This is a genomic window from Ruminococcus sp. AM43-6, assembly GCF_003461785.1.
Classification (GTDB): Bacteria; Bacillota; Clostridia; order Oscillospirales; family Ruminococcaceae; genus Hominimerdicola; species Hominimerdicola aceti.
The window spans coordinates 214857-234649 of record NZ_QTXU01000002.1; the positions used below are offsets into that span (position 1 = coordinate 214857).

Below are 19793 nucleotides of genomic sequence, written 5' to 3' on the forward strand. Positions count from 1 at the left end.
GTTTTGCTTTGTGCTATTTAATTTTCTGAAGTTTTAAGCCCCGTGTCCTCGTCAACAATGCCGTTATCCTGCGTGATATTGAAAATGCACCATTTTCCGCTGCATTTTCCAACATAGATGTAAAGCTTTGCGTCCTCACTGCCCTTTGAGCCTTTGAAAGTCACGTTCGTTACTATTTCATAAGCCTCTGAAACATTCGGTGCAGAGCCGTAAAAGCTTTTGTATTCGCTCAGGCCATATTCAGATTCTTTAAGCTTTGTTTCTCTGCCGAAAGATACGTCGATAGTGTAATCAGAACCATAGCTTTCAATGAAATCACCGTAAAGGACTTCTTTCATAACTTGCTCTTTGCCATATCCGCCTTCGGTTCGCTGCTGTTCGTATTCGTTCTTCATCTCTTTCGGAAAGCACTCCACGAATGAGTCGAAATCGCTTGTCTGTATGGACTTGAAGTATTTTTCTATTACCTCTGTCTTTGTGGAGCTGAAAATAACTCCGCTTTTGTAAAGCACAGCCACAATAACGCCTATAACAACTACCGCCACAATGGCAAGGGTCTTTTTGCCTGCGTTGGGATCATAATGACGCTTTATCTCAGTGTCCTCTTTTTTCTCCTTTTCCCACTCGGCGTAAAGCTCTTTTTCCTCCTCAGTCCTGAAACGTTCAGGCTTTGTGGGCTTTTTGTATTTGTCGGCGGCGTGGGTCTTTAAGTTTGGGTCGCCATAGCCGCACTTGTCGCAGTGATCTCCCTCATAATAGTTTCCACATGATTTGCAAAGTTTTGACATTTTTGTTGTACCTCGTGTCTGTATTTGTAGATGTATGGTATGAGCATAAAAGCATATTGGGCGAACACTGTCCGCTCTACAGTTTTACTTCTGCTTGTAGTCTTTGAGGAAATCTCTCATTTCATTCATGGAGTATTCAAGATCCTCAAGCTTAGGAAGATAAACTATCCTGAAATGGTCAGGCTGTTCCCAGTGGAAGCCGCCGCCATGAACAAGAAGTATCTTCTTCTCACGGAGAAAATCAAGCACGAACTGCTCGTCATTTGTGATGTTGAAACGCTTTGCGTCTATCTTAGGGAAGATATAGAATGCCGCCTTAGGCTTTACAGCCGACAGACCGTCAATGCTGTTAAGTGCGTTGTAGATATACTCTCTCTGATCGTAGATACGTCCCCCCGGCAGGAGCAGATCGTCAGTTTTTGTGTAATCACCAAGAGCATATTTGATTATATACTGGCTCGGTACATTTGAACAAAGCCTCATGCTTGAAAGCATATTAAGACCCTCTATGTAGCCTTTTACTCTGCTCTTATCACCGCTAAGGGTCATCCAGCCTACACGGAAGCCTGCAATACGATGTGACTTTGAAAGTCCGTTAAGAGTGATGCAGAAAACGTCAGGGCAAAGTGAAGCGATAGAAGTATGCTCAACGCCGTCCATAAGAAGTCTGTCATATATCTCGTCTGAGAATATGATAAGCTCATGACGTCTTGCCATGTCTGCTATCTTTTCAAGTATCTCTTTTGGATATACCGCACCTGTCGGGTTGTTAGGGTTGATGATAACGATAGCCTTTGTCTTGTCTGTTATCTTCTTTTCCATGTCCTCAAGGTCAGGATACCATTCGGAGCTTTCATCACAAATATAGTGAACGGCAGTACCACCTGCAAGAGTAACGGAAGCTGTCCACAGCGGATAGTCAGGGGCAGGAACAAGGACCTCGTCGCCGTTGTTGAGAAGACCCTGCATTACCATTGTGATAAGCTCGGAAACACCGTTTCCGGTGTAGATATCGTTAAGACTTTCAACAGGTATGCCCTTAAAGTGTGCATAATCATAAATAGCCTGTCTTGCTTCTGTTATGCCCTTTGAGTCGGAATAGCCCTGAGCGTTTCTCAGATTGTCTGTCATTGCCTGTATTATCTCGTCAGGGGCATTGAATGCGAACGGAGCAGGGTTTCCGATATTGAGCTTGAATATCTTCTCTCCCTTTGCTATCATTTCATTTGCTTCGTCCATAACAGGACCTCTTATATCATAACACACGTTATCAAGCTTGCTTGATTTTGAAAAAGTTCTCATTTTATAAAGCTTCCTTTCGCTTTTTGGTTTTCTTTTTATCTTTACTCTTTGTAAGCTCAAAGCTTCTGAGGGTAAGATCTTCTATCTCCTCTGTTGGCACGTCGCTGTCGAGATACAATGTTATCCAGTGGACCTTGTTCATGTGATAAGCTTCCGTCACGCCCTTGTAGATATCCCTGTAAAACAGCACTTCTTCGGGTTTTAGCTTTAAGTTTACTATCCACCTGTCATTGTGGAGCATCAAAAGCCCGAACCACTTTTTCGTGTCCCAGTGGCGCAGTGCAGTGGTCTGAAAGTCCTCGTTGAAAGGCTGGTCATATGTCGCACCTGCAATAGAGCCGCAAAAGTCAAGATATTCTTCTTTTGTCATAAAATCACCGACCTTTGCAAAATAAAGAAGTGTACTCGTTTAAGGCAATACCGTCAGGCGGGCTTTGTGCGGTGTTGCCTTAATAGTATACCTTATTATAATAACACTGCTTTGACCCTCTGTCAAGAAGAAAGTCAAGAAAAAAGCTGTCCCGATCTCTCGGAACAGCTCTTTCCCTGAAGTAAAAGAATATGAAAAATATGAAGAAAGCTTTGTTATTTAGAAACCATAGCCGTAGTCGTATCCGCCAAGACCGTTTCCATAGTAGCCGTTGTAGCCGTCGTTGTTATTGTTATTATTATTGTTATTGTTGTTCTGGTCGTTGTCATTTGACTCAGAAGTGTCCTCTGTGGACTCGCCGAGAACAACGTCAACATTTATCATTTTCTTGTTTCTGTATATAGTAAGCTGAACAGTGTCACCGACTTTGCACTTATTCTTTATCTCATTCAGCTCGCTGATGTTTGATATAACAGTTCCGTTTATGCCTATAACGATATCATTTTCCTGAATACCAGCCTTTTCAGAGCCGCTTCCCTCAGTAACGCTCTTTACAAGGAAGCCCTGTGGGATACCATAGTATGAAGAATATGCGCTTGTGATGTCTGTGCCTGAAATTCCAAGGCTAGGTCTGCCTGTAACGTAACCGTTCTTCATAAGATCCTCAACAATAGGGAGCGCCTCGTCGATAGGGATAGCGAAACCAAGTCCTTCGCCCACGGATGATGATACCTTTGCAGAGGTGATGCCTATTACCTGACCATATGCGTTGATGAGCGGTCCGCCTGAGTTACCGCTGTTGATAGAAGCGTCTGTCTGGATAAGGTTCATTGTCCTGTCCTCAACAGTGAGCGTTCTGTCTGTTGCGGAGATAATACCTGCTGTTACAGAGTTTGCAAGTGAGAAGCCAAGTGGGTTGCCTATTACTATAGAAGCTTCACCTACCTGAAGATCTGCAGATGTGCCGAACTCAGCGGCTGTAAGTCCCTTTGCGTCTATCTTCAAAACTGCGATATCAGTCTGAGTGTCTTTGCCTACAAGGGTAGCTGTGTATGTGAGGTTGTCCTCATCGTCATCAGAGCTGCTGTCAGAGCTTGATTTGCTGTCATCTGATTTGCTTGAAGTATCGTTGTAGCTGTCAGGAAGCACAACTGAAATAGACTGTGCACCATCAACAACGTGTGCGTTGGTTACGATGTAGCCGTCCTCGCTCATTACGATACCTGAACCTGTTGCGGTGCCGTTTGAAAGGATACAGGAGATGCCTACAACAGAAGGTGAGACCTTCTTTACTATCTCAGGGATAGTCAGTGCGTCGGACGGAGTTGAGAGCTGCTGGATAGTTGGCAGATTTGAACGGTCAACAGTGCTTTTTGCACTGTTTGATGAGCTGTCGTCCTTTGAAACAACGGTGCCGCTGTTTGAAGAGCCTACAGCGTTCTTTCCTGTAACAAGATTGTAGCCTACAATGGAAGTGGTTCCGATAGCTGCAACGCAAAGCACTGCGATAATGCCTGAAAGCACCTTCTTGCCCTTTGACTTTTTCTTATTAGGATTGTATGTGAACTCATTCACGCTGCCTGCCTGAGCCTGATATTGATTATATCCGTTTTGCTGTGTATAGCTATTCTCAAAGTTGTTATTATTGTTATCATTGAAGTTGTTGTTTCTGTATTCATTCATGATGAAAACCTCCTGGTATGTCAGCGGCGTGAGCCGTGGTAATCAATTTTAACCGCCCCTTGTGGGGCTTTCTTGTTTCGTTATCTAATATTATACTTGTTTATGTGAAAACTGTATGATAAATAGGACAATGTTTAATGTTTTTTACGGGAATATTACGTCATATTGCAGGCTTATTTCTTTCACATTTGGCTTTTTTTATAGGTTCAAATTGCACAAATGCCTTTTTGTATAGTTTTTTTTGCCTCCTTTTACATAATGTTAAGAACAGTTTTGCTTTTGCATATTTTAAATAAATATATCAAATGTTTTTTGTGCATATCAGTAGAAATTTTTCGGATTTTATTCTTCAAAATGTAAAATTTTTATTAATTGAAAGCTAAAATCTTGACGGTTACAGAGTTTTCAACCTTTTTTGACAAGATTTATTGCGAAATGCACAAAAAATGATTTTATAGTTTGTTTAAGGTGACTAAATCCTCCGCAAGCCTCGTTTTTATGTTATCTTAAACGTTTAATATCCTTGACAAAATACAGAGAAATTGATATAATTAAGATTAGCTAAATAAGCCCATTTTGGCATTTTACATAAAATTGTGGGCTGATTTGCATAATTTATTGCCCGAAATTTGAACATATTGTACAAGAAATACAATATGTTGTGGTCGTTGTGTGCTTCTGACACGATATGTGAATAATGCACAAATATTTTAACCTTTGTTTGAGTATATTACATAGGTCAAAATGACCAATACAGTGGATGAGATGAGGGCGATGATCCTGTTTGATGTGATAAAGGAGCCATGCGGTATGGACACTATACTTTCAACTGAAGATCTGTGCCGTGACTTTAAGATCGGCGACGGAAGCGTTGTGAATGCGCTGAAAAATATCAACATCGAAATAGAAAAGGGCAAGCTGACGATCCTTAGGGGACGTTCAGGAAGCGGTAAGACTACTCTTATCAATATTCTTGGAGCGCTTGACAAGCCAACAAAGGGCAAGGTCATGTTTGGCGGACGGGATATTACAAGGCTTTCTGAAAGAGCCAGAGATGATATACGGCGGTATAAAATGGCGTTCGTGTTCCAATCTGTGGCACTCATGTCGGGAATGACCGCTTATGAAAACGTTGACTTTGGTCTAAGACTTGCGAAATATCCATATGAAGAAAGGGATAAGCGCACAAGGGAATGTCTGCGAAGCGTGGGACTTGAAAAGCGAATGTTCCACCGACCGGGGGAAATGTCCGGTGGTGAACAGCAGCGAGTTGCTATAGCAAGAGCTATCGCACATAAGCCTGACATAATTTTTGCGGACGAGCCTACTGCCGAGCTTGATACGGCAACTGCGCTCCACGTTGTAAAGCTTTTCAAAGAGCTGGTGGCGAGAGATGAGATGACAATCATAATGACCACTCACGACCCCAGCATGATAGATATAGCCGATAAGGTTTATACATTAGAGGACGGTGAGATAGTTGAGTGATGAACTTGATACTATTGTAGCTGCCGACAATGATAAATATATGATACGGTGTGAAAATCTGGTGAAGATCTACAAAACTTCTGATGTTGAGGTGGTGGCGCTCCAAGGACTTGACCTGGATGTGGAGCGTGGAGAGCTTATGGCAATCGTCGGAAACTCAGGAAGTGGTAAATCGACGCTGCTCAATATGCTTGGAGGACTTGATAAGCCTTCGGCGGGAAACCTTTATGTGGACGGTAAGGATCTTCTGAAGTTTACTGATAAGGATTATATGGAGTATAAAAGGAACACCGTAGGCTTTGTGTGGCAGAATAATGCAAGAAATCTTGTGCCGTATCTTACGGCTGTGCAGAATGTCGAGCTTCCTATGCTGCTTAACGGCGAGCATAAAAGACGGCAGAAAGCACTGGAGCTGCTTGACAGAGTGGGACTGCTGAAAAGAAAAAACAGCAGGCTTGACCAGATGTCGGGAGGCGAACAGCAAAGAGTTGCAATAGCTATTGCATTGGCAAACGATCCGAGATTACTGTTGGCTGATGAACCTACAGGCTCGGTGGATACAAAGACTTCCAATATGATACTTGATATATTCAAGGAGCTTAATAAAGATGAGAAGATCACTATAGTGATCGTTACCCATGACCTTAAGCTTGCCGACCATATCGACAGAGTGGTGGCTATCAGAGACGGAAGAACAAGCTCTGAGATCGTAAGAAAGCGTTCTTATGTGGAGGAGCTTAATGAAATGGGAGATATCGTGCTGGTTGAGAACAGCGAGGAAACGGCTCATGAAGAGCTTATCGTCCTCGACAGATCCGGACGGCTGCAGCTCCCGAAGGACTTTATGGACGCTCTTGAGATAAAAGGCGGCGATAAGGTCAAGGTCGAACTTGATGAGAACGGCGAAAAGCTCGTGCTGTTCAGATCGGGGGGGACGTAAGCTTTATTTTCTTTATTTCCCGTGGGGGATCACATAATGAAGAGGTTCTATACTATTTATATTAGAATGTAATTAAGTAGGCTTGATTCTCGCAAAACCAAAAGCAATTTATTTAGAAAGGTGGATTCATAGTGAAAGACACAATGTTTAGGCGTGTTATTGCTTCCGCATTGGCACTTGCTCTGTGTGCAAGCGCATCAGTTCCGGCATTTGCAGACAGTGAAGCGGCGGACGACAGCACTCTAGGCACGCAGGCAACTGCTGATGATTCTGCAACAGGCGACGGAAGCTCCGCTGCCACGACGGGTACCGATTCGATCCGTCAGACTTCTTATACTAACTATGTAAAGAAGTATGCCGACGCTGCAAGACCTGACCAGACAGTCGAGGTCTTGGGAAAGGATTACGATCCTGCTTCAGTAACAGACGCTCAGATCACTGTAACTACAGTAGATGGAGAGAATGATGTTATGCAGTGGGCAAATCAGGAGGGTTCAGTTTCTTGGACGGTGAACATTCCTGAAACAGGCGTCTACAATATCAAGATGATATATGAGGCACTTGAAAGCAACACAAACGACGTTGAGTTTTCGTTGCTTATCGACGGCGAAAGCCCATATGCAACAGCGTCAAGAATCACGCTGAGCAAGAGATGGATCAACGAATCTGAGATCAAACAGGATTCAAGACAGAACGATATCCGTCCTGGACAGGTATCGACTCCATGCTGGCAGGAAACTCCTCTGGAGGACATCGACGGACTTTTTAACGAGCCGTTGGAGTTCTATATGGAGGCAGGCGAACATACGATAACATTTGAATCTGAAAAGGCTGAGTTTGCTGTCAAGAGCTTTACTTTCTATCAGTATGAAGCACCTGCTGCCTACACAGCACCATCAGACAGCGATCTGACGCAGGCTCAGGGACAGAAGATCACTCTTGAGGGTGAAACTGCTGCCTACAAGTCATCAAGAACTCTTTATCCTACATCAGATAAGAGCTCTTATCTCACATCTAGCGCAAACGGCTCAAGCCCTACTAAAACAAGATATAATACTATTGGTTCAGGAAGCTGGACGCAGTCAACTCAGACAGTAACATGGGAGTTCAACGTTGACAAGGCCGGCTACTATAAGATAGGTATAAGAGGCAGACAGGATCAGATGAGAGGTATGTACTCCAACAGACGACTTTATGTCAATGGCGAAGTACCTTGCCTTGAAGCTAATCAGATAAAGTTCTACTATGATACAGACTGGAGCATCACAACGCCAAAGTCTGAAAATGGCGACGATCTTTATTTCTACCTCCAGGCAGGCACAAACACTATTTCTCTGGAAGCAGTTCCTGGTGAGATCGGTGAGATCATGGGCGATCTGGACGAGCTTGTTTATAACATAAACAGCTACTATAGACAGATCAGACAGATCACAGGTCCTGATCCTGATGAATACAACAACTACATGATCGACACAGCCATCCCTTCTATCGTTCCTGATTTCAAGGAATATGCTAAGACATTGAGAGATAAGAAGGCTGAGATCGAGAAGCTTTCAGGTTCAGGCGGAACTGAGGCTGAAACTCTTGAGAAAATGGCTATCGTTCTTGATAAGTGTATAAAGAAGCCTGACCTTATCCCTGAGATGATGTCACAGATCAAGGATAACATCACATCAGTTTCTTCTTTCGTAAACCAGTATCGTGAGCAGCCTCTTGAAGTTGATATGATCGAGGTAGTTACTTCCGATCAGGATTTCACTTCATGTGACAAGTCATTCTTTGGATCACTTGGCTTCGGCTTCAAGGGCTTTATCGGTTCATTCTTCGAGGACTACAACGCACTGTCCGATGAGGACGAAAGCGCTATGGAGTGCTGGGTAATGCTCGGTCGTGATAACGCTGAGGCTCTTCAGCAGCTCATTTCAAGTGAATACAATCCAACAGCTAAAACAAAGATCAATCTTAAGCTCGTTCAGGGCGGTATCGTTGAGGCTACATTTGCAGGCAAGGGTCCTGACCTCGCTCTCTTCATGGGCGGCGACTTCCCTATCCAGCTTGCAGCCCGTGGCGTTCTTACAGATCTCACCACATTCAGCGACTTTGACGAGGTAAAGACACGTTTTGCAGACGACGCTACTGTTCTTTATCAGTACAACGGAGGTACATACGGTCTTCCATGTGACCAGTCCTTCCCGATGCTGTTCTATCGTTCTGATATCCTCAGCGAGTACGATATCGACCCGGCAACAGATCTTAATACTTGGGACGGACTTCTTAACTGTCTGCCAACACTTCAGAGAAACTACCTTGAAGTTGGTCTTATCCTCCCTGTAATGACAAGCACAGGCGGAACAACTCAGGTATCTGCTATCACAGAGCCTGGTAACACATTCGCTATGCTCCTTCTCCAGCAGGGTCTTAACTACTACAACGAAGAGCAGACAAAGACAACATTCGATACTCAGGAAGCCGTAAACGCTTTCGATACTTGGACAAAGTTCTATACAACATACAGCTTCCAGCAGACATATGATGCATTCACACGTTTCAGAACAGGTGATATGCCAGTAGTTATCCAGAACTACACATTCTACAACCAGCTTTCTGTAGCCGCTCCTGAGATCAAGGGCTGCTGGGGATTCCAGCCGGTTCCAGGTACCGTTCAGGAAGACGGAACTATCAACCACGCAGCAAACTCCAATGGTTCAGGTGCTATTATCTTCACAAAGGCAGCAGATCAGGAGGGCGCTTGGGACTTCATCAAGTGGTTCACCTCAACTGACGCTCAGGTCAAGTACGGTAACAACATCGAGTCTATCCTTGGTACAATGGGTAGATATGCAACAGCTAACGAAGAAGCTCTTCAGCAGTTGTCTTGGACAACTTCAGAAGTAAATCTTCTTCTTGACCAGCTTAATTCACAGGTAGAGATCCCAATCATTCCTGCATCTTACGGTGTAACAAGAAACGTTATGAACGCATTCAGAGCTGTAGTTAATGACTACGACAACGCTCGTGATACACTGTTCTGGTACAATAAGGATATCAATGACGAGATCACTCGTAAGCTTGAAGATCTTGGTCTGTACGACAATTAATGAAAGGGGAGTAACTAATGGCCAAAACCAATCCTGAAGCGCCTATGATAAAACAGGGCAAGTGGAAGTACACATGGCACATGATGAAAACCAACAAGGCTTGCTATGCAATGCTCCTGCCTTTCATGTCTTTGTTCATTATCTTCACGGTAGTGCCTGTCGTAATGTCGCTGCCAATGGGCTTTACAAACTTTAACATGATCGAAACTCCTAAGTTCGTAGGACTTTCAAATTTCTATACGCTGTTCCTTAACGACGACGTATTCCTTATCGCAGTAAGAAACACTCTTATCTTTGCGATATTCACAGGACCGTTCTCTTATATCCTCAGCTTTATCATCGCTTGGCTGATAAACGAGATGAACGCATTCCTCAAAACCTTCTTCACATTCGTGTTCTATGCACCTTCTATGACAACTTCCGTATATGTTACCTGGCAGCTTATCCTGTCAGGTGACTCCTACGGTTACCTGAACGCTGTGCTTATCGATCTGGGTATCCTGAACGAACCTGCACAGTGGCTCACAGATACAAACTATATCCTTACAGTTGTTATCATCGTTCAGCTTTGGATGTCAATGGGTGCAGGCTTCCTTGCTATCCGTGCAGGCTTCCAGAACATTGATAAGTCAATGTACGAAGCAGGTGCTATCGAGGGTATCAAGAACAGATGGCAGGAGCTTTTCTACATCACTATCCCTTCAATGGGACCACAGCTTCTGTTCGCTGCTGTTATCCAGATCTCAGCATCATTCACAGTCGGCGTTGTTGGTCAGAACCTCGTAGGTCTGCCTTCAACAGACTATGCAGCTCACACGATCATGAACCACGCAACAGACTATGGTAACATTCGTTACGAAATGGGTTATGCGTCAGCAATATGTTTCGTATTGTTCGCTGCAATGCTCCTTGCCAATAAGGGTATCAACTGGCTCTTAGGCAAGTATCTTGACTAAAGGAGGGGAGTATATAAAATGGCTAGAAAAAGAAAAAAGCAGCAGTCTATTGAAAAGCTGAAGGTCAAAGAGAAAAAGGCGAGAGTCAATGGTTCTCTTGGCGGAGATATAGTTATTTTCGTATTCCTCTGTCTCCTTGGTGCATTCATGGTGTTCCCGCTGTATTACTCAGTTATCCAGTCTATGAAGCCTGTTGAGGAACTTTTCGTATTCCCTCCAAAGCTTTATGTACTGAATCCGACTACCAACAACTTCTCAGATATGTTCAAGGTAGCCGCAAGCTCATGGCAGGTACCGCTGTCAAGATATATCTTCAACAGCTTCTTTATTACAATAGTAATTTGTATCTGCAACCTTTTCGTTTGCTGCTGCGCAGCATTCGTTCTTGCAAAGTGTAAATTCCCGGGAAACAAGGTCATTAACCAGATCATCGTTATTGCCCTCCTGTTCTCCTCAAATGCAACATGGATCATGCAGTTCCTCGTAATGGCTAAGCTCCATATGATCGATACATACTGGGCATTGATCCTCCCAAGCATTTCAACATCAATGGGTCTTTACCTCATGCGTCAGAGCATGACAACCATCCACGACTCCATGGTGGAAGCGGCTAAGGTGGACGGCGCAGGTCTGTTCAGGATCTGTTGGCAGATCGTCGTTCCAAACTCAAAGCCAGCTTTGATGACACTTATCATCTTCGCTTTCCAGGGAGCATGGAACATTCAGGGCGGAGCACTTATCTACTCCGAGCAGCTCAAAACACTACCTACAGTTGTACAGCAGATCACAGCAGCAGGTCTTGCTCGTCAGGGCGTTACATTTGCCGCAGCAGTTGTACTTCTGATACCACCACTGATCGTATTCCTTGTAGCTCAGGGCAACGTCATGGAAACAATGGCTAACTCAGGTATGAAGGATTAATTTGAACTTAGATTATAGAAAAGGAAAAAAGGTGATAAGTAGTGTCGAGAAATAAAATCTCTCTAAAACGAATGATCTCTGCGGCACTTGCAGCAGGTCTGGCGCTGACCATGACCGTGACTGCTTTCGCAGATGAGCCTTATACAGCCTATAACTACGACTATTGGGACGATGCGATCCCATCGCAGAGTGCCTACCGTGTAGAAAAGACTGTAACAGGTGCAGATATGGGTCTTGACAGGCTTTCAGATCCGAGCGACCCGCTTTATATAAGCGATGACGCTCCTGCAAAGCTCTCAGATGCAAAAGACCTCTTTTACGATCAGGACAACGATACTTTCTGGGTGTGCGATTCAGGCAACAACAGAATACTCCGTCTTGATACTGATCTTAAGGTAACAGGCTGTTATACCGGATTCACAGGCTCTACAGAAATATCTGTGGGCGAGGACGGAAGATCGACCTTCCTTAATCCTAACGGCATATATGTCAAAAAGAGCATCTTTGATGATAAGCTTTATGTTTACATTGCAGATACAGACAATTCAAGGGCTGTTAAATGCACTGTTGAGTCAGGCACAGAGATGACTCTGGTGCAGGAATACACAAAGCCTGACACAAAGCTTTATGATTCCGAAACATTCAACCCTTCAAAGATACTTGCAGATAAGGCAGAGAACATCTACGTTGTTTGTAAGTCAGTAAACACAGGTTCTGTTCAGTTCAATAAGGACGGCGAGTTCCAGGGCTTCTACGGTGCTAACCGTGTTGAGGTAACCGCCGCTGTCATTGCTCAGAAGCTGTGGAGAAAGATCGCTTCAAACGAGCAGATCTCAGCAATGACAAGAAACGTTCCGGTCGAGTATGCAAACTTCGATATCGACGCAGACGGATTTATCTACACTGTAACTGAGGCTGCAAATACTACGACCGACGCCGTTAAGAAGCTTAACCCAGCAGGTTATAACATCTGGGATAACGCAGTCGGCGACAAGTATTCATTCGGTGATGTTGCTTCAGAGTATGATTCAACAACAAACAAAACTTATAAGTGCAGACTCACAGATATCTGTGTTTCAGACAACGGAACAATAAATGTTCTTGACTATGAAAACGGCAGAGTGTTCCAGTATGATAAGCTTTGCAACCTCCTTTGTATCTTTGGTACAAAGAACTCCACATCCGATCAAGCAGGAAGCTTCCTTGGACCAAACGCTATCGAGGCAAGAGGTAACGAGGTCTATATCCTTGACGGAACAAAGAACGATATCACAGTTTATACTGAAACAACTTTCGGTAATGTCGTTCACAGAGCAGTTCTCCTCTATGACGAGGGTAGATACTCAGACGCAAGAGCTGACTGGGAAGAAGTTATAAAGAGAGACGGCGGCTATGCAATGGCTTATGTCGGACTTGGTAAGGCTTGCCTTAACGACGGCGAGTATACAAAGGCTCTGGATTACTTCAAGACAGCTTACGATCAGGACGATTACGATAAGGCATTCAAATATGCAAGAGAAGAATGGCTCAGAGATAACTTCACAGTGATAATGGTAGTTATTATCGTTTTGATCGCTCTGCTCATCGTAAAAGCAGTTCTCAAGAAAAAGGGCATAAAGCTCATCAAGCGCAAAAAGAAGGAGGGAAACTGATATGTATGAATTTACTCCGGTAGGTTGGCTCAAGCATTGCGTTTTCCACCCTGTTGAGGGCTTTGAAGACCTTAGGTGGAAAAAGCAGGGTTCTATAAAGATCTCTATGATAATAGTTCTCTTCCTCTTTATTGCAATGGTCGTTGACAGACAGCTCACAGGCTTTCAGTTCAATGACAGCTACGTTAAAGTATTCAACGTTGTTCCGCTTATCGTTCAGTCTGTAGTTTACTTCTTCACATGGGTACTCGGCAACTGGGCAATATGCACACTTCTCGACGGTGAAGGTACACTTAAAAAGATCTGCATCTATTCTGCATATTCTCTTGTTCCTTACATCGTTTGCACATTTATCGCAGTGATCTTTTCAAACGTTCTGGTACAGGACGAGTCGATCTGGATCACAGCTATCCAGTATCTTGGCATCGGCTGGTCTGTTATCCTTATGGTGCAGGCAATGAGAGCCGTTCACCAGTATTCATTCGGAAAAACACTTGCTTCAATTATTGGTACGATCTTCGCAATGCTTCTTATATTGTTCCTTGCGATACTTCTCCTTTCATTGTTCCAGCAGGTATATGTATTCGGTTACTCAGTTTATACTGAGATCATGTACAGAATCAGAGGCTAAAACAGAAACGGTGGTGTAAATAATAAATGCATAACAAAAGTTACAAGAAAGCAGTTGTCTTTGCTATCTGCCTTACAATGCTGATGCCTCTGGGGTCAATGGTGGTTTCTTCCACTGACGAGAGTTCAAGCCAGGCTGATTCAAGCGCCGCAGTAAAGGATACTGACAGCAGTGTCGATTCAGCGGCTGATGATACAAGCTCAGCTGACGCTTCCGACGCAGCAGCTACTGCCGATGAAAGCAGCGATAAAGCTGCTGAAGACTCAGCAGCCGATGAGAAAACAACTACTACAGCAAGCAAGGACGACGAGGTTCAGCCTATAACTGACGAAGAAGCTCTTGCAATGTGCGAAAAGATAACAGAGAACGACAAGATAGCTCTTTATCTTGACGAAGAAAACGAAAGACTTTGTCTTTATGTAAAGGCTTCAGGTAAGTATTGGTGGACTTCGCCTATAAATGTTCAGGCTGACCAGACAATTATCGACACAGTTAAGGGCACAGCAATGAAAAATGCCCAGAGAAAGCAGATCGCTGCAAGTGCCGCTATCAGAGTCGGTGACCTTAGACAGGAAAAGAGAACAGAGTCCCCTGCTCCGGTTTACTCCAACAAGGCAAAAGTAAAATGGGAGAAAAATTCAGACGGCGTTGTTGCTACATATAACTACGTTTCTGATGGTGTGAAGCTCAAGATACACTATGTTCTTGAGGACGATAACCTCTATGTTTACTGCGATTCAGATGAGATCGAGGAGAAAAACACTTCTCAGGTAGACGGAAAGGTGCTTACAAAGATCGAGTTCTGCCCTAACTTCGGCGCTGCTGATTCAACTGCGACAGGCTATATGATAGTTCCTGACGGAAGCGGTGCTGTAATAAACTACAACAACGGCAAGACCGAGTACGCTGACTATAATCAGCAGGTATTCGGCAGAGATTATACAGCTGTTCCAATAACAGCTCCAAGAATCACTCAGCAGGCTTATATGCCGGTCCTTGCAACAGTAAGCGGTTCATCCGGACTTGTTTGCGTTGCTTCTGACGGTGAGTCAAACGTTTATGCTCACGCTCAGGTATGCGGACAGGAAAAGCAGGCTTACAACACTTGTTACTTCGAGTTTGAAACAAGAAGCTCAGACTCATTCTTCATGAGCGGTGATAATTCAAACAAGATCACAGTGTTCGAGAAGAACGGAATAAAGACCGAGAGATTTGGAGTTCGTTATTATCCTGTTGATTCAGATAACGGCGAGGATCTTAACTACGCCGACTGCGCTGAGGTCTACAGAAACTACCTTATCAATAATAAGGGTCTTACAGCTAAGGCTCAGGCAAATAAGAGCGATCTTTACGTTGACCTTTATGGCGGCGTTATGAAGGATACTTCTATTCTTGGTATCCCATTCAATCTTAAAACAGAGATCACTGGCTTCGATCAGGCTTCCGACATACTTGATATCCTCAAGGACGGCGGAGTTGACAACATAACTGTCAACTATAACGACTGGACAAATGATTCTATTAAGAACAAGATATCCACAGAGGTATCTCCGTCCGGCAAGCTTGGCGGTTCAAGCGCATTTGATAAGCTTATCTCAAAGGACGATAATATGAAGATCGTTCCTTCAATGAACAACTTCAAGATGGACAGTGGTTCATGGGGATATATGACTCTTACAAGCACAGCTATCAGAGTTTCAAATGCTTATTCAAGACAGTCATCATACAGCCCAGCCTTCGGTGTTGCAGAAAAGGGAGTTTCACCTGCTCTGCTCACACCAAACAAGTACTCAAATGTGTTCACAGAAATGCTCGAGAGCTATACTGATGAAAAGCTCACTTCTATCGGCTTCGGTGATTATTCAACAAAGCTTGTTTCTGACTATTCAAAGAAGGATCCTTCAAGCAGAAGCAAGACCATGAATACTGTCGTTGACGGCTATAAGAGTGCGAGCGAGAAGATCAGTACAGTATTCGCAGACGGTGCGAACTCTTACGTTCTCCCATATGTAACAAACGTTTCAAACGTTCCTGTTTACTCCAGTGGATTCAACGTAACAGATTTCGATATCCCGTTCTATCAGATGGTCATTCACGGATATGTTGACTACGCTTCAACACCTATCAATAAGAGCTCAAATTCAGATGAAACATTCCTGCTTTCACTGGCTTCAGGCTCACAGATACACTATGATATGACATACGCTGACGCTGATACGCTTCAGGATACAGAATATGACGACCTGTATTATTCAAACTATGCAGGCTGGACAGATCTTGCGGCTAATCAGTACAAAAAGGTAAGCAGCATACTTTCAGGCGTTTCAGATTATACGATCACAAAGTATGAGCTGAGCGACGACAAGAACGTTCTTACCACAACTTATTCAAAGGACGGAGCTTCAGACGTTGTTATCAGTGTTGATAAGAAGAACGCAACAGCTACCGTAGGCACAGAGGTCTATGACCTTGCAGATTGTATAGAAGGAGGTTTGACAGAATAATGAGCGAAGAGATCAAAAACACTCCTGAAGAGATCGAGGCTGTTAAGGCTGAGGATCTTGAAGATACAGTCGAAAAGGAAAATGACGCTGAGGCTGTTATAGAAGAAATTTCAACAGAGGAGATAATCGCAGAAGAGCCTGCCACTGAGGCAGTCGCTCCTGCACCTGTGATGAAGGAAAAGAAGCACAGACTTTCTTATGAAAAAAGAAAAGGACTTTACGGCTACGGATTTATAGCGATCTGGGCGCTGGGTACTATCTACTTCTTTATCCTGCCTCTTATAGAATCTCTCATTTACTCATTCAACAAAACTGAGGTAACTCAGGGCGGAATGAAAATGTCCTTTATCGGTTGGAAAAACTATGTAAACGCTTTCCGTAAGGATCAGGATTATTCCAAGGCTCTGGTAGCAATGATCGAGAATACGGTTTTGAGAACTCCTCTTATCCTCATATTCTCTATCTTTATCGCAGTTATCCTTAATCAGAAATTCAAGGGAAGAACATTCGCAAGATCAGTATTCTTCCTCCCTGTTATCATCGCTACAGGTCCTGTTATCGACATCATCAACGGTAACATGAGCACAGGCGGATATGCAGGCGGATCTGAGCAGTTCAGCTCAATGTTCGAGGCTGACCTCGTTGACCAGTTGCTGAACTTCCTCGGTATCTACAACATCAGTGATAAGCTCACTATGATGATAAACTCGCTGACCACCGACATCCTGAACCTTGTATGGAACTCAGGTATCCAGATACTTCTGGTGCTTTCAGCACTTCAAGGTATACCGCTCTCAGCTAAGGAAGCAGCCCAGATCGAGGGTGCAACTTCATGGGAGTTCTTCTGGAAAGTCACAATTCCTTATATCAGCCCAATGATACTTTCAAGCGTGGTTTATACAATCGTTGACTCATTCGTCGATCCACAGAACGAAGTTATGACGATCGTTCTTAACAAGGCAAGCAACTGGGAGCATGGCTACTCAGCGGCAATGGCTTGGGCATACTTCCTTATCGTAGCAGTATTCCTTGCACTTGTCGTAGCACTTGTTAATAAGTTCGTTTACTATGAAGTAGAATAAGGGGGGATTTAAGTGGCAACTAAAAAAGAAGAAAAAGAGTTCGAAAAAGAACGAAAGGCTGCTATTAAAGCCCGTTATAAGAAGATGAAAGAGGAGGGTCTTGAGAAATATCTCACCCCTGAGCAGATCAGCTATAACAGAAGAAGAAGAGCTATCGGAATGGTTTGGCCGTTCTTCAGATTTCTTATCCTGTTTGGTCTGTGCTTCGTAATCCTCTATCCACTGATATTCATGCTTTCAACTGCGTTCAGACCAAATGAGCAGATGAACGACCCATCAGTAGTTTGGATCCCTAAGAGCTTCACACTTGATAACATCAAGGACGTTTGGGGAGTAATGAAGTTTGAAGATACTGTTGTAAACACAGTTATCCTTAACCTCGTGGCATCTGTCCTTCAGGTTATCACCTGCTCTATCACAGGCTACGGCTTCGCCAGATTTAAGTTTAAAGGTAAGGGAATCCTGTTCGGTATCGTTGTTCTTATGATCATCGTACCTCCACAGATCACAACTATCCCACTTTACCTCCAGTATGCTTACTTCAAGCCGGAGTGGCTTGCTAAGGTATTCACACTTGGCAAATCAACATCGCTTATCAACAGCGGTTGGACAATGTATCTTCCTGCATTGTTTGCAAACGGACTCCGTGCAGGTCTGTTTATCTTCATCTTCCGTCAGTTCTTCAGAGGACTTCCTAAGGAGCTTGAAGATGCTGCATACCTCGACGGCTGCAGCCCACTGAAAACATTCCTTGTTATCATGTGTCCTAACGCAAAGTCATCGTTCCTGACAGTATTCCTGTTCTCTATCGTTTGGTACTGGAACGACTACTATGTATCATCATCATTCTTCACACAGAACGACACTGTTGCTCTTATGCTGAAGAACCTGAATACAAACCTGACTCAGCAGCTCTTCGACGGTCAGGCGGTATCTGTAAGACAGATAATCGTATGGCTTGAAGCAGGTTGTCTGCTTTCTATCACACCTATCCTTATCATGTATGTATTCCTTCAGAGATACTTTATCGAGGGTGTTGAAAGATCAGGTCTTGCAAACTAATTTGCAAATATGCTTATCAAAAGTCCTGCACTTCGGTGTGGGACTTTTTTTTGCGTAAAGCCTTTTTATGTTCATATATTTAAGACTTATTAAATTTGTACATATATAAAGCAACGCAATTGTGCATATTGCTTTGAAATGTCAGGTTAATTTAGTACAATCGTGTATAGAAAAAACATCTTTTTTTTGATATAATTACTTTGGGTATTATTGCCCATGGTAAGTTGTTTATAAAAATATTCAGTTAGGAGTCTGAACATGAATATAAAAGTTGATTTAAAAAAGCTTTTTGCTGCCGCAGTATCAGCGATAATGTGCCTGTCCGCAGGGGGCTGCTATCTGCTTCCTGACGAGGAGGAAGTCCTTGATGCACCGACCGTGAAGGCAAGCGATGTTACATATTCCACAGTGACGGCAAAGAAAAAAGACCTTGAAAAGAAGATAGTCGCAACAGGCACTGTCACAGCGGAAAATCAGTATACTCTTTCTTATGAAAAGCAGAGCGGCACAGTGTCAAAATTTTATGTAAAAGCAGGCGATAAGGTCAAAAAGGGTGATGTTATCTGTGACCTTGATACATATGACCTTGACTATCAGATAGAAGAAAAACAGCTTTACCTCGAAAAAGCAAAGCTTAAAGTTGATATAATTTATGAGGGCGGCGGCACTCAGGCAGAGATAGACTCTGCTTATGTTGACGTTCAGCTCCTTGAAAAAGAGCTTGAAAAATTGCAGGCTCAGAAGGAGGATTCAAGCCTGAAATCACCTATAGACGGCGTTGTTTCGTCACTCTCTGACGTAAGAGCAGGCGACAACGTAAATCCTGGTCAGACTATCGCAACTGTTATAGATACTTCGGCTCTTTATATCGCAATACAGCCTGACGACCTCACCCAGTATGATATCGACACAGAAGTGCAGATAAGGATAGGCGAGGATTATTATGACGGTGTTGTTTTTATGACTCCTAAAAAGCTTGCTGATTATCAGGCTGAGCAGAATGAGGATCACAATAATGTTGACGATACAGGTATAGATTATCAGGCGGATACTATCTATGTTCGTTTCAAGGATACCGCCCCTGCGGAAACAGTGGGTCAGCTTGCAGATACGATACTTGTCCTTGACAGCGTAAAGGACGCTATCGTTATCTCAAATAATCTGATAAAAAAGGTTGACGGCACAAAGGTAGTTTATGTGCTGAAAAACGGTGAAAAAACTGCCGTTGAAGTGGAAACAGGACTTTCTACAGGCTCTCAGACCGAGATAAGATCGGGTCTTAAAGAGGGCGACGAAATTGTTATCAGATAGGTTTG

15 protein-coding genes are annotated in these 19793 nt (G+C 43.6%); 11 read left to right on the plus strand and 4 right to left on the minus strand.

The annotated features are described in order from the left end of the window. Positions 1–17 precede the first annotated feature (17 nt). The 4 genes from DW938_RS02710 to DW938_RS02725 form a co-directional block, all read right to left on the minus strand. Positions 18–788: a hypothetical protein gene (locus tag DW938_RS02710; protein WP_118123806.1), complete on the minus strand. Its 771-nt coding sequence runs from the start codon at positions 786–788 to the stop codon at positions 18–20. Between the two features lie 84 nt (positions 789–872). Then, a complete protein-coding gene (locus tag DW938_RS02715) occupies positions 873–2090 on the minus strand; it encodes a pyridoxal phosphate-dependent aminotransferase (RefSeq protein ID WP_022287229.1) in 1218 nt (405 codons plus the stop codon). 1 nt (position 2091) lies between these two features. Then, the gene (locus DW938_RS02720) at positions 2092–2460 is read right to left on the minus strand and encodes an MmcQ/YjbR family DNA-binding protein (RefSeq protein ID WP_117877532.1); all 369 of its coding nucleotides are present in this window, start codon (positions 2458–2460) and stop codon (positions 2092–2094) included. 219 nt (positions 2461–2679) lie between these two features. Further along, positions 2680–4143, minus strand: coding sequence for a trypsin-like peptidase domain-containing protein (locus DW938_RS02725; protein ID WP_118123807.1), 1464 nt, complete (start codon positions 4141–4143; stop codon positions 2680–2682). Between the two features lie 810 nt (positions 4144–4953). Between DW938_RS02725 and DW938_RS02730 the strand changes: the two genes are divergently transcribed. The 11 genes from DW938_RS02730 to DW938_RS02780 all read left to right on the plus strand — a co-directional run bounded on the left by DW938_RS02730 (position 4954) and on the right by DW938_RS02780 (position 19788). Beyond that, positions 4954–5631 carry an ABC transporter ATP-binding protein gene (locus tag DW938_RS02730; RefSeq protein ID WP_117896617.1) on the plus strand — a complete coding sequence of 226 codons (678 nt, stop codon included), beginning with the start codon at positions 4954–4956 and terminating at the stop codon, positions 5629–5631. Further along, the gene (locus DW938_RS02735; protein ID WP_022287233.1) at positions 5624–6571 is read left to right on the plus strand and encodes an ATP-binding cassette domain-containing protein; all 948 of its coding nucleotides are present in this window, start codon (positions 5624–5626) and stop codon (positions 6569–6571) included. The genes DW938_RS02730 and DW938_RS02735 overlap by 8 nt, the downstream gene beginning before the upstream one ends. 131 nt (positions 6572–6702) lie before the next feature. Further along, positions 6703–9669, plus strand: a complete 2967-nt coding sequence (locus DW938_RS02740) for an extracellular solute-binding protein (RefSeq protein ID WP_242992339.1) — start codon at positions 6703–6705, stop codon at positions 9667–9669. A gap of 17 nt (positions 9670–9686) precedes the next feature. Next, positions 9687–10625: a sugar ABC transporter permease gene (locus tag DW938_RS02745; RefSeq protein WP_022287235.1), complete on the plus strand. Its 939-nt coding sequence runs from the start codon at positions 9687–9689 to the stop codon at positions 10623–10625. Between the two features lie 18 nt (positions 10626–10643). Beyond that, positions 10644–11546, plus strand: coding sequence for a carbohydrate ABC transporter permease (locus tag DW938_RS02750; RefSeq protein WP_022287236.1), 903 nt, complete (start codon positions 10644–10646; stop codon positions 11544–11546). A 41-nt stretch (positions 11547–11587) separates the two neighbouring features. Further along, on the plus strand, positions 11588–13198 hold the full coding sequence (locus DW938_RS02755; RefSeq protein ID WP_147342354.1) for a tetratricopeptide repeat protein: 1611 nt from the start codon (positions 11588–11590) through the stop codon (positions 13196–13198). Position 13199: 1 nt separating this feature from the next. Beyond that, complete coding sequence (locus DW938_RS02760) at positions 13200–13829, plus strand: Yip1 family protein (RefSeq protein ID WP_117896615.1); 630 nt, start codon at positions 13200–13202, stop codon at positions 13827–13829. A 26-nt stretch (positions 13830–13855) separates the two neighbouring features. Continuing rightward, positions 13856–16333 carry a DUF5696 domain-containing protein gene (locus tag DW938_RS02765; protein ID WP_118123809.1) on the plus strand — a complete coding sequence of 826 codons (2478 nt, stop codon included), beginning with the start codon at positions 13856–13858 and terminating at the stop codon, positions 16331–16333. Then, the gene (locus tag DW938_RS02770) at positions 16333–17415 is read left to right on the plus strand and encodes a sugar ABC transporter permease (RefSeq protein ID WP_242992341.1); all 1083 of its coding nucleotides are present in this window, start codon (positions 16333–16335) and stop codon (positions 17413–17415) included. The genes DW938_RS02765 and DW938_RS02770 overlap by 1 nt, the downstream gene beginning before the upstream one ends. 12 nt (positions 17416–17427) lie before the next feature. Beyond that, the gene (locus DW938_RS02775) at positions 17428–18477 is read left to right on the plus strand and encodes a carbohydrate ABC transporter permease (protein WP_117856911.1); all 1050 of its coding nucleotides are present in this window, start codon (positions 17428–17430) and stop codon (positions 18475–18477) included. Positions 18478–18735: 258 nt separating this feature from the next. Further along, positions 18736–19788 carry an efflux RND transporter periplasmic adaptor subunit gene (locus DW938_RS02780; RefSeq protein WP_117856908.1) on the plus strand — a complete coding sequence of 351 codons (1053 nt, stop codon included), beginning with the start codon at positions 18736–18738 and terminating at the stop codon, positions 19786–19788. Positions 19789–19793 lie beyond the last annotated feature (5 nt).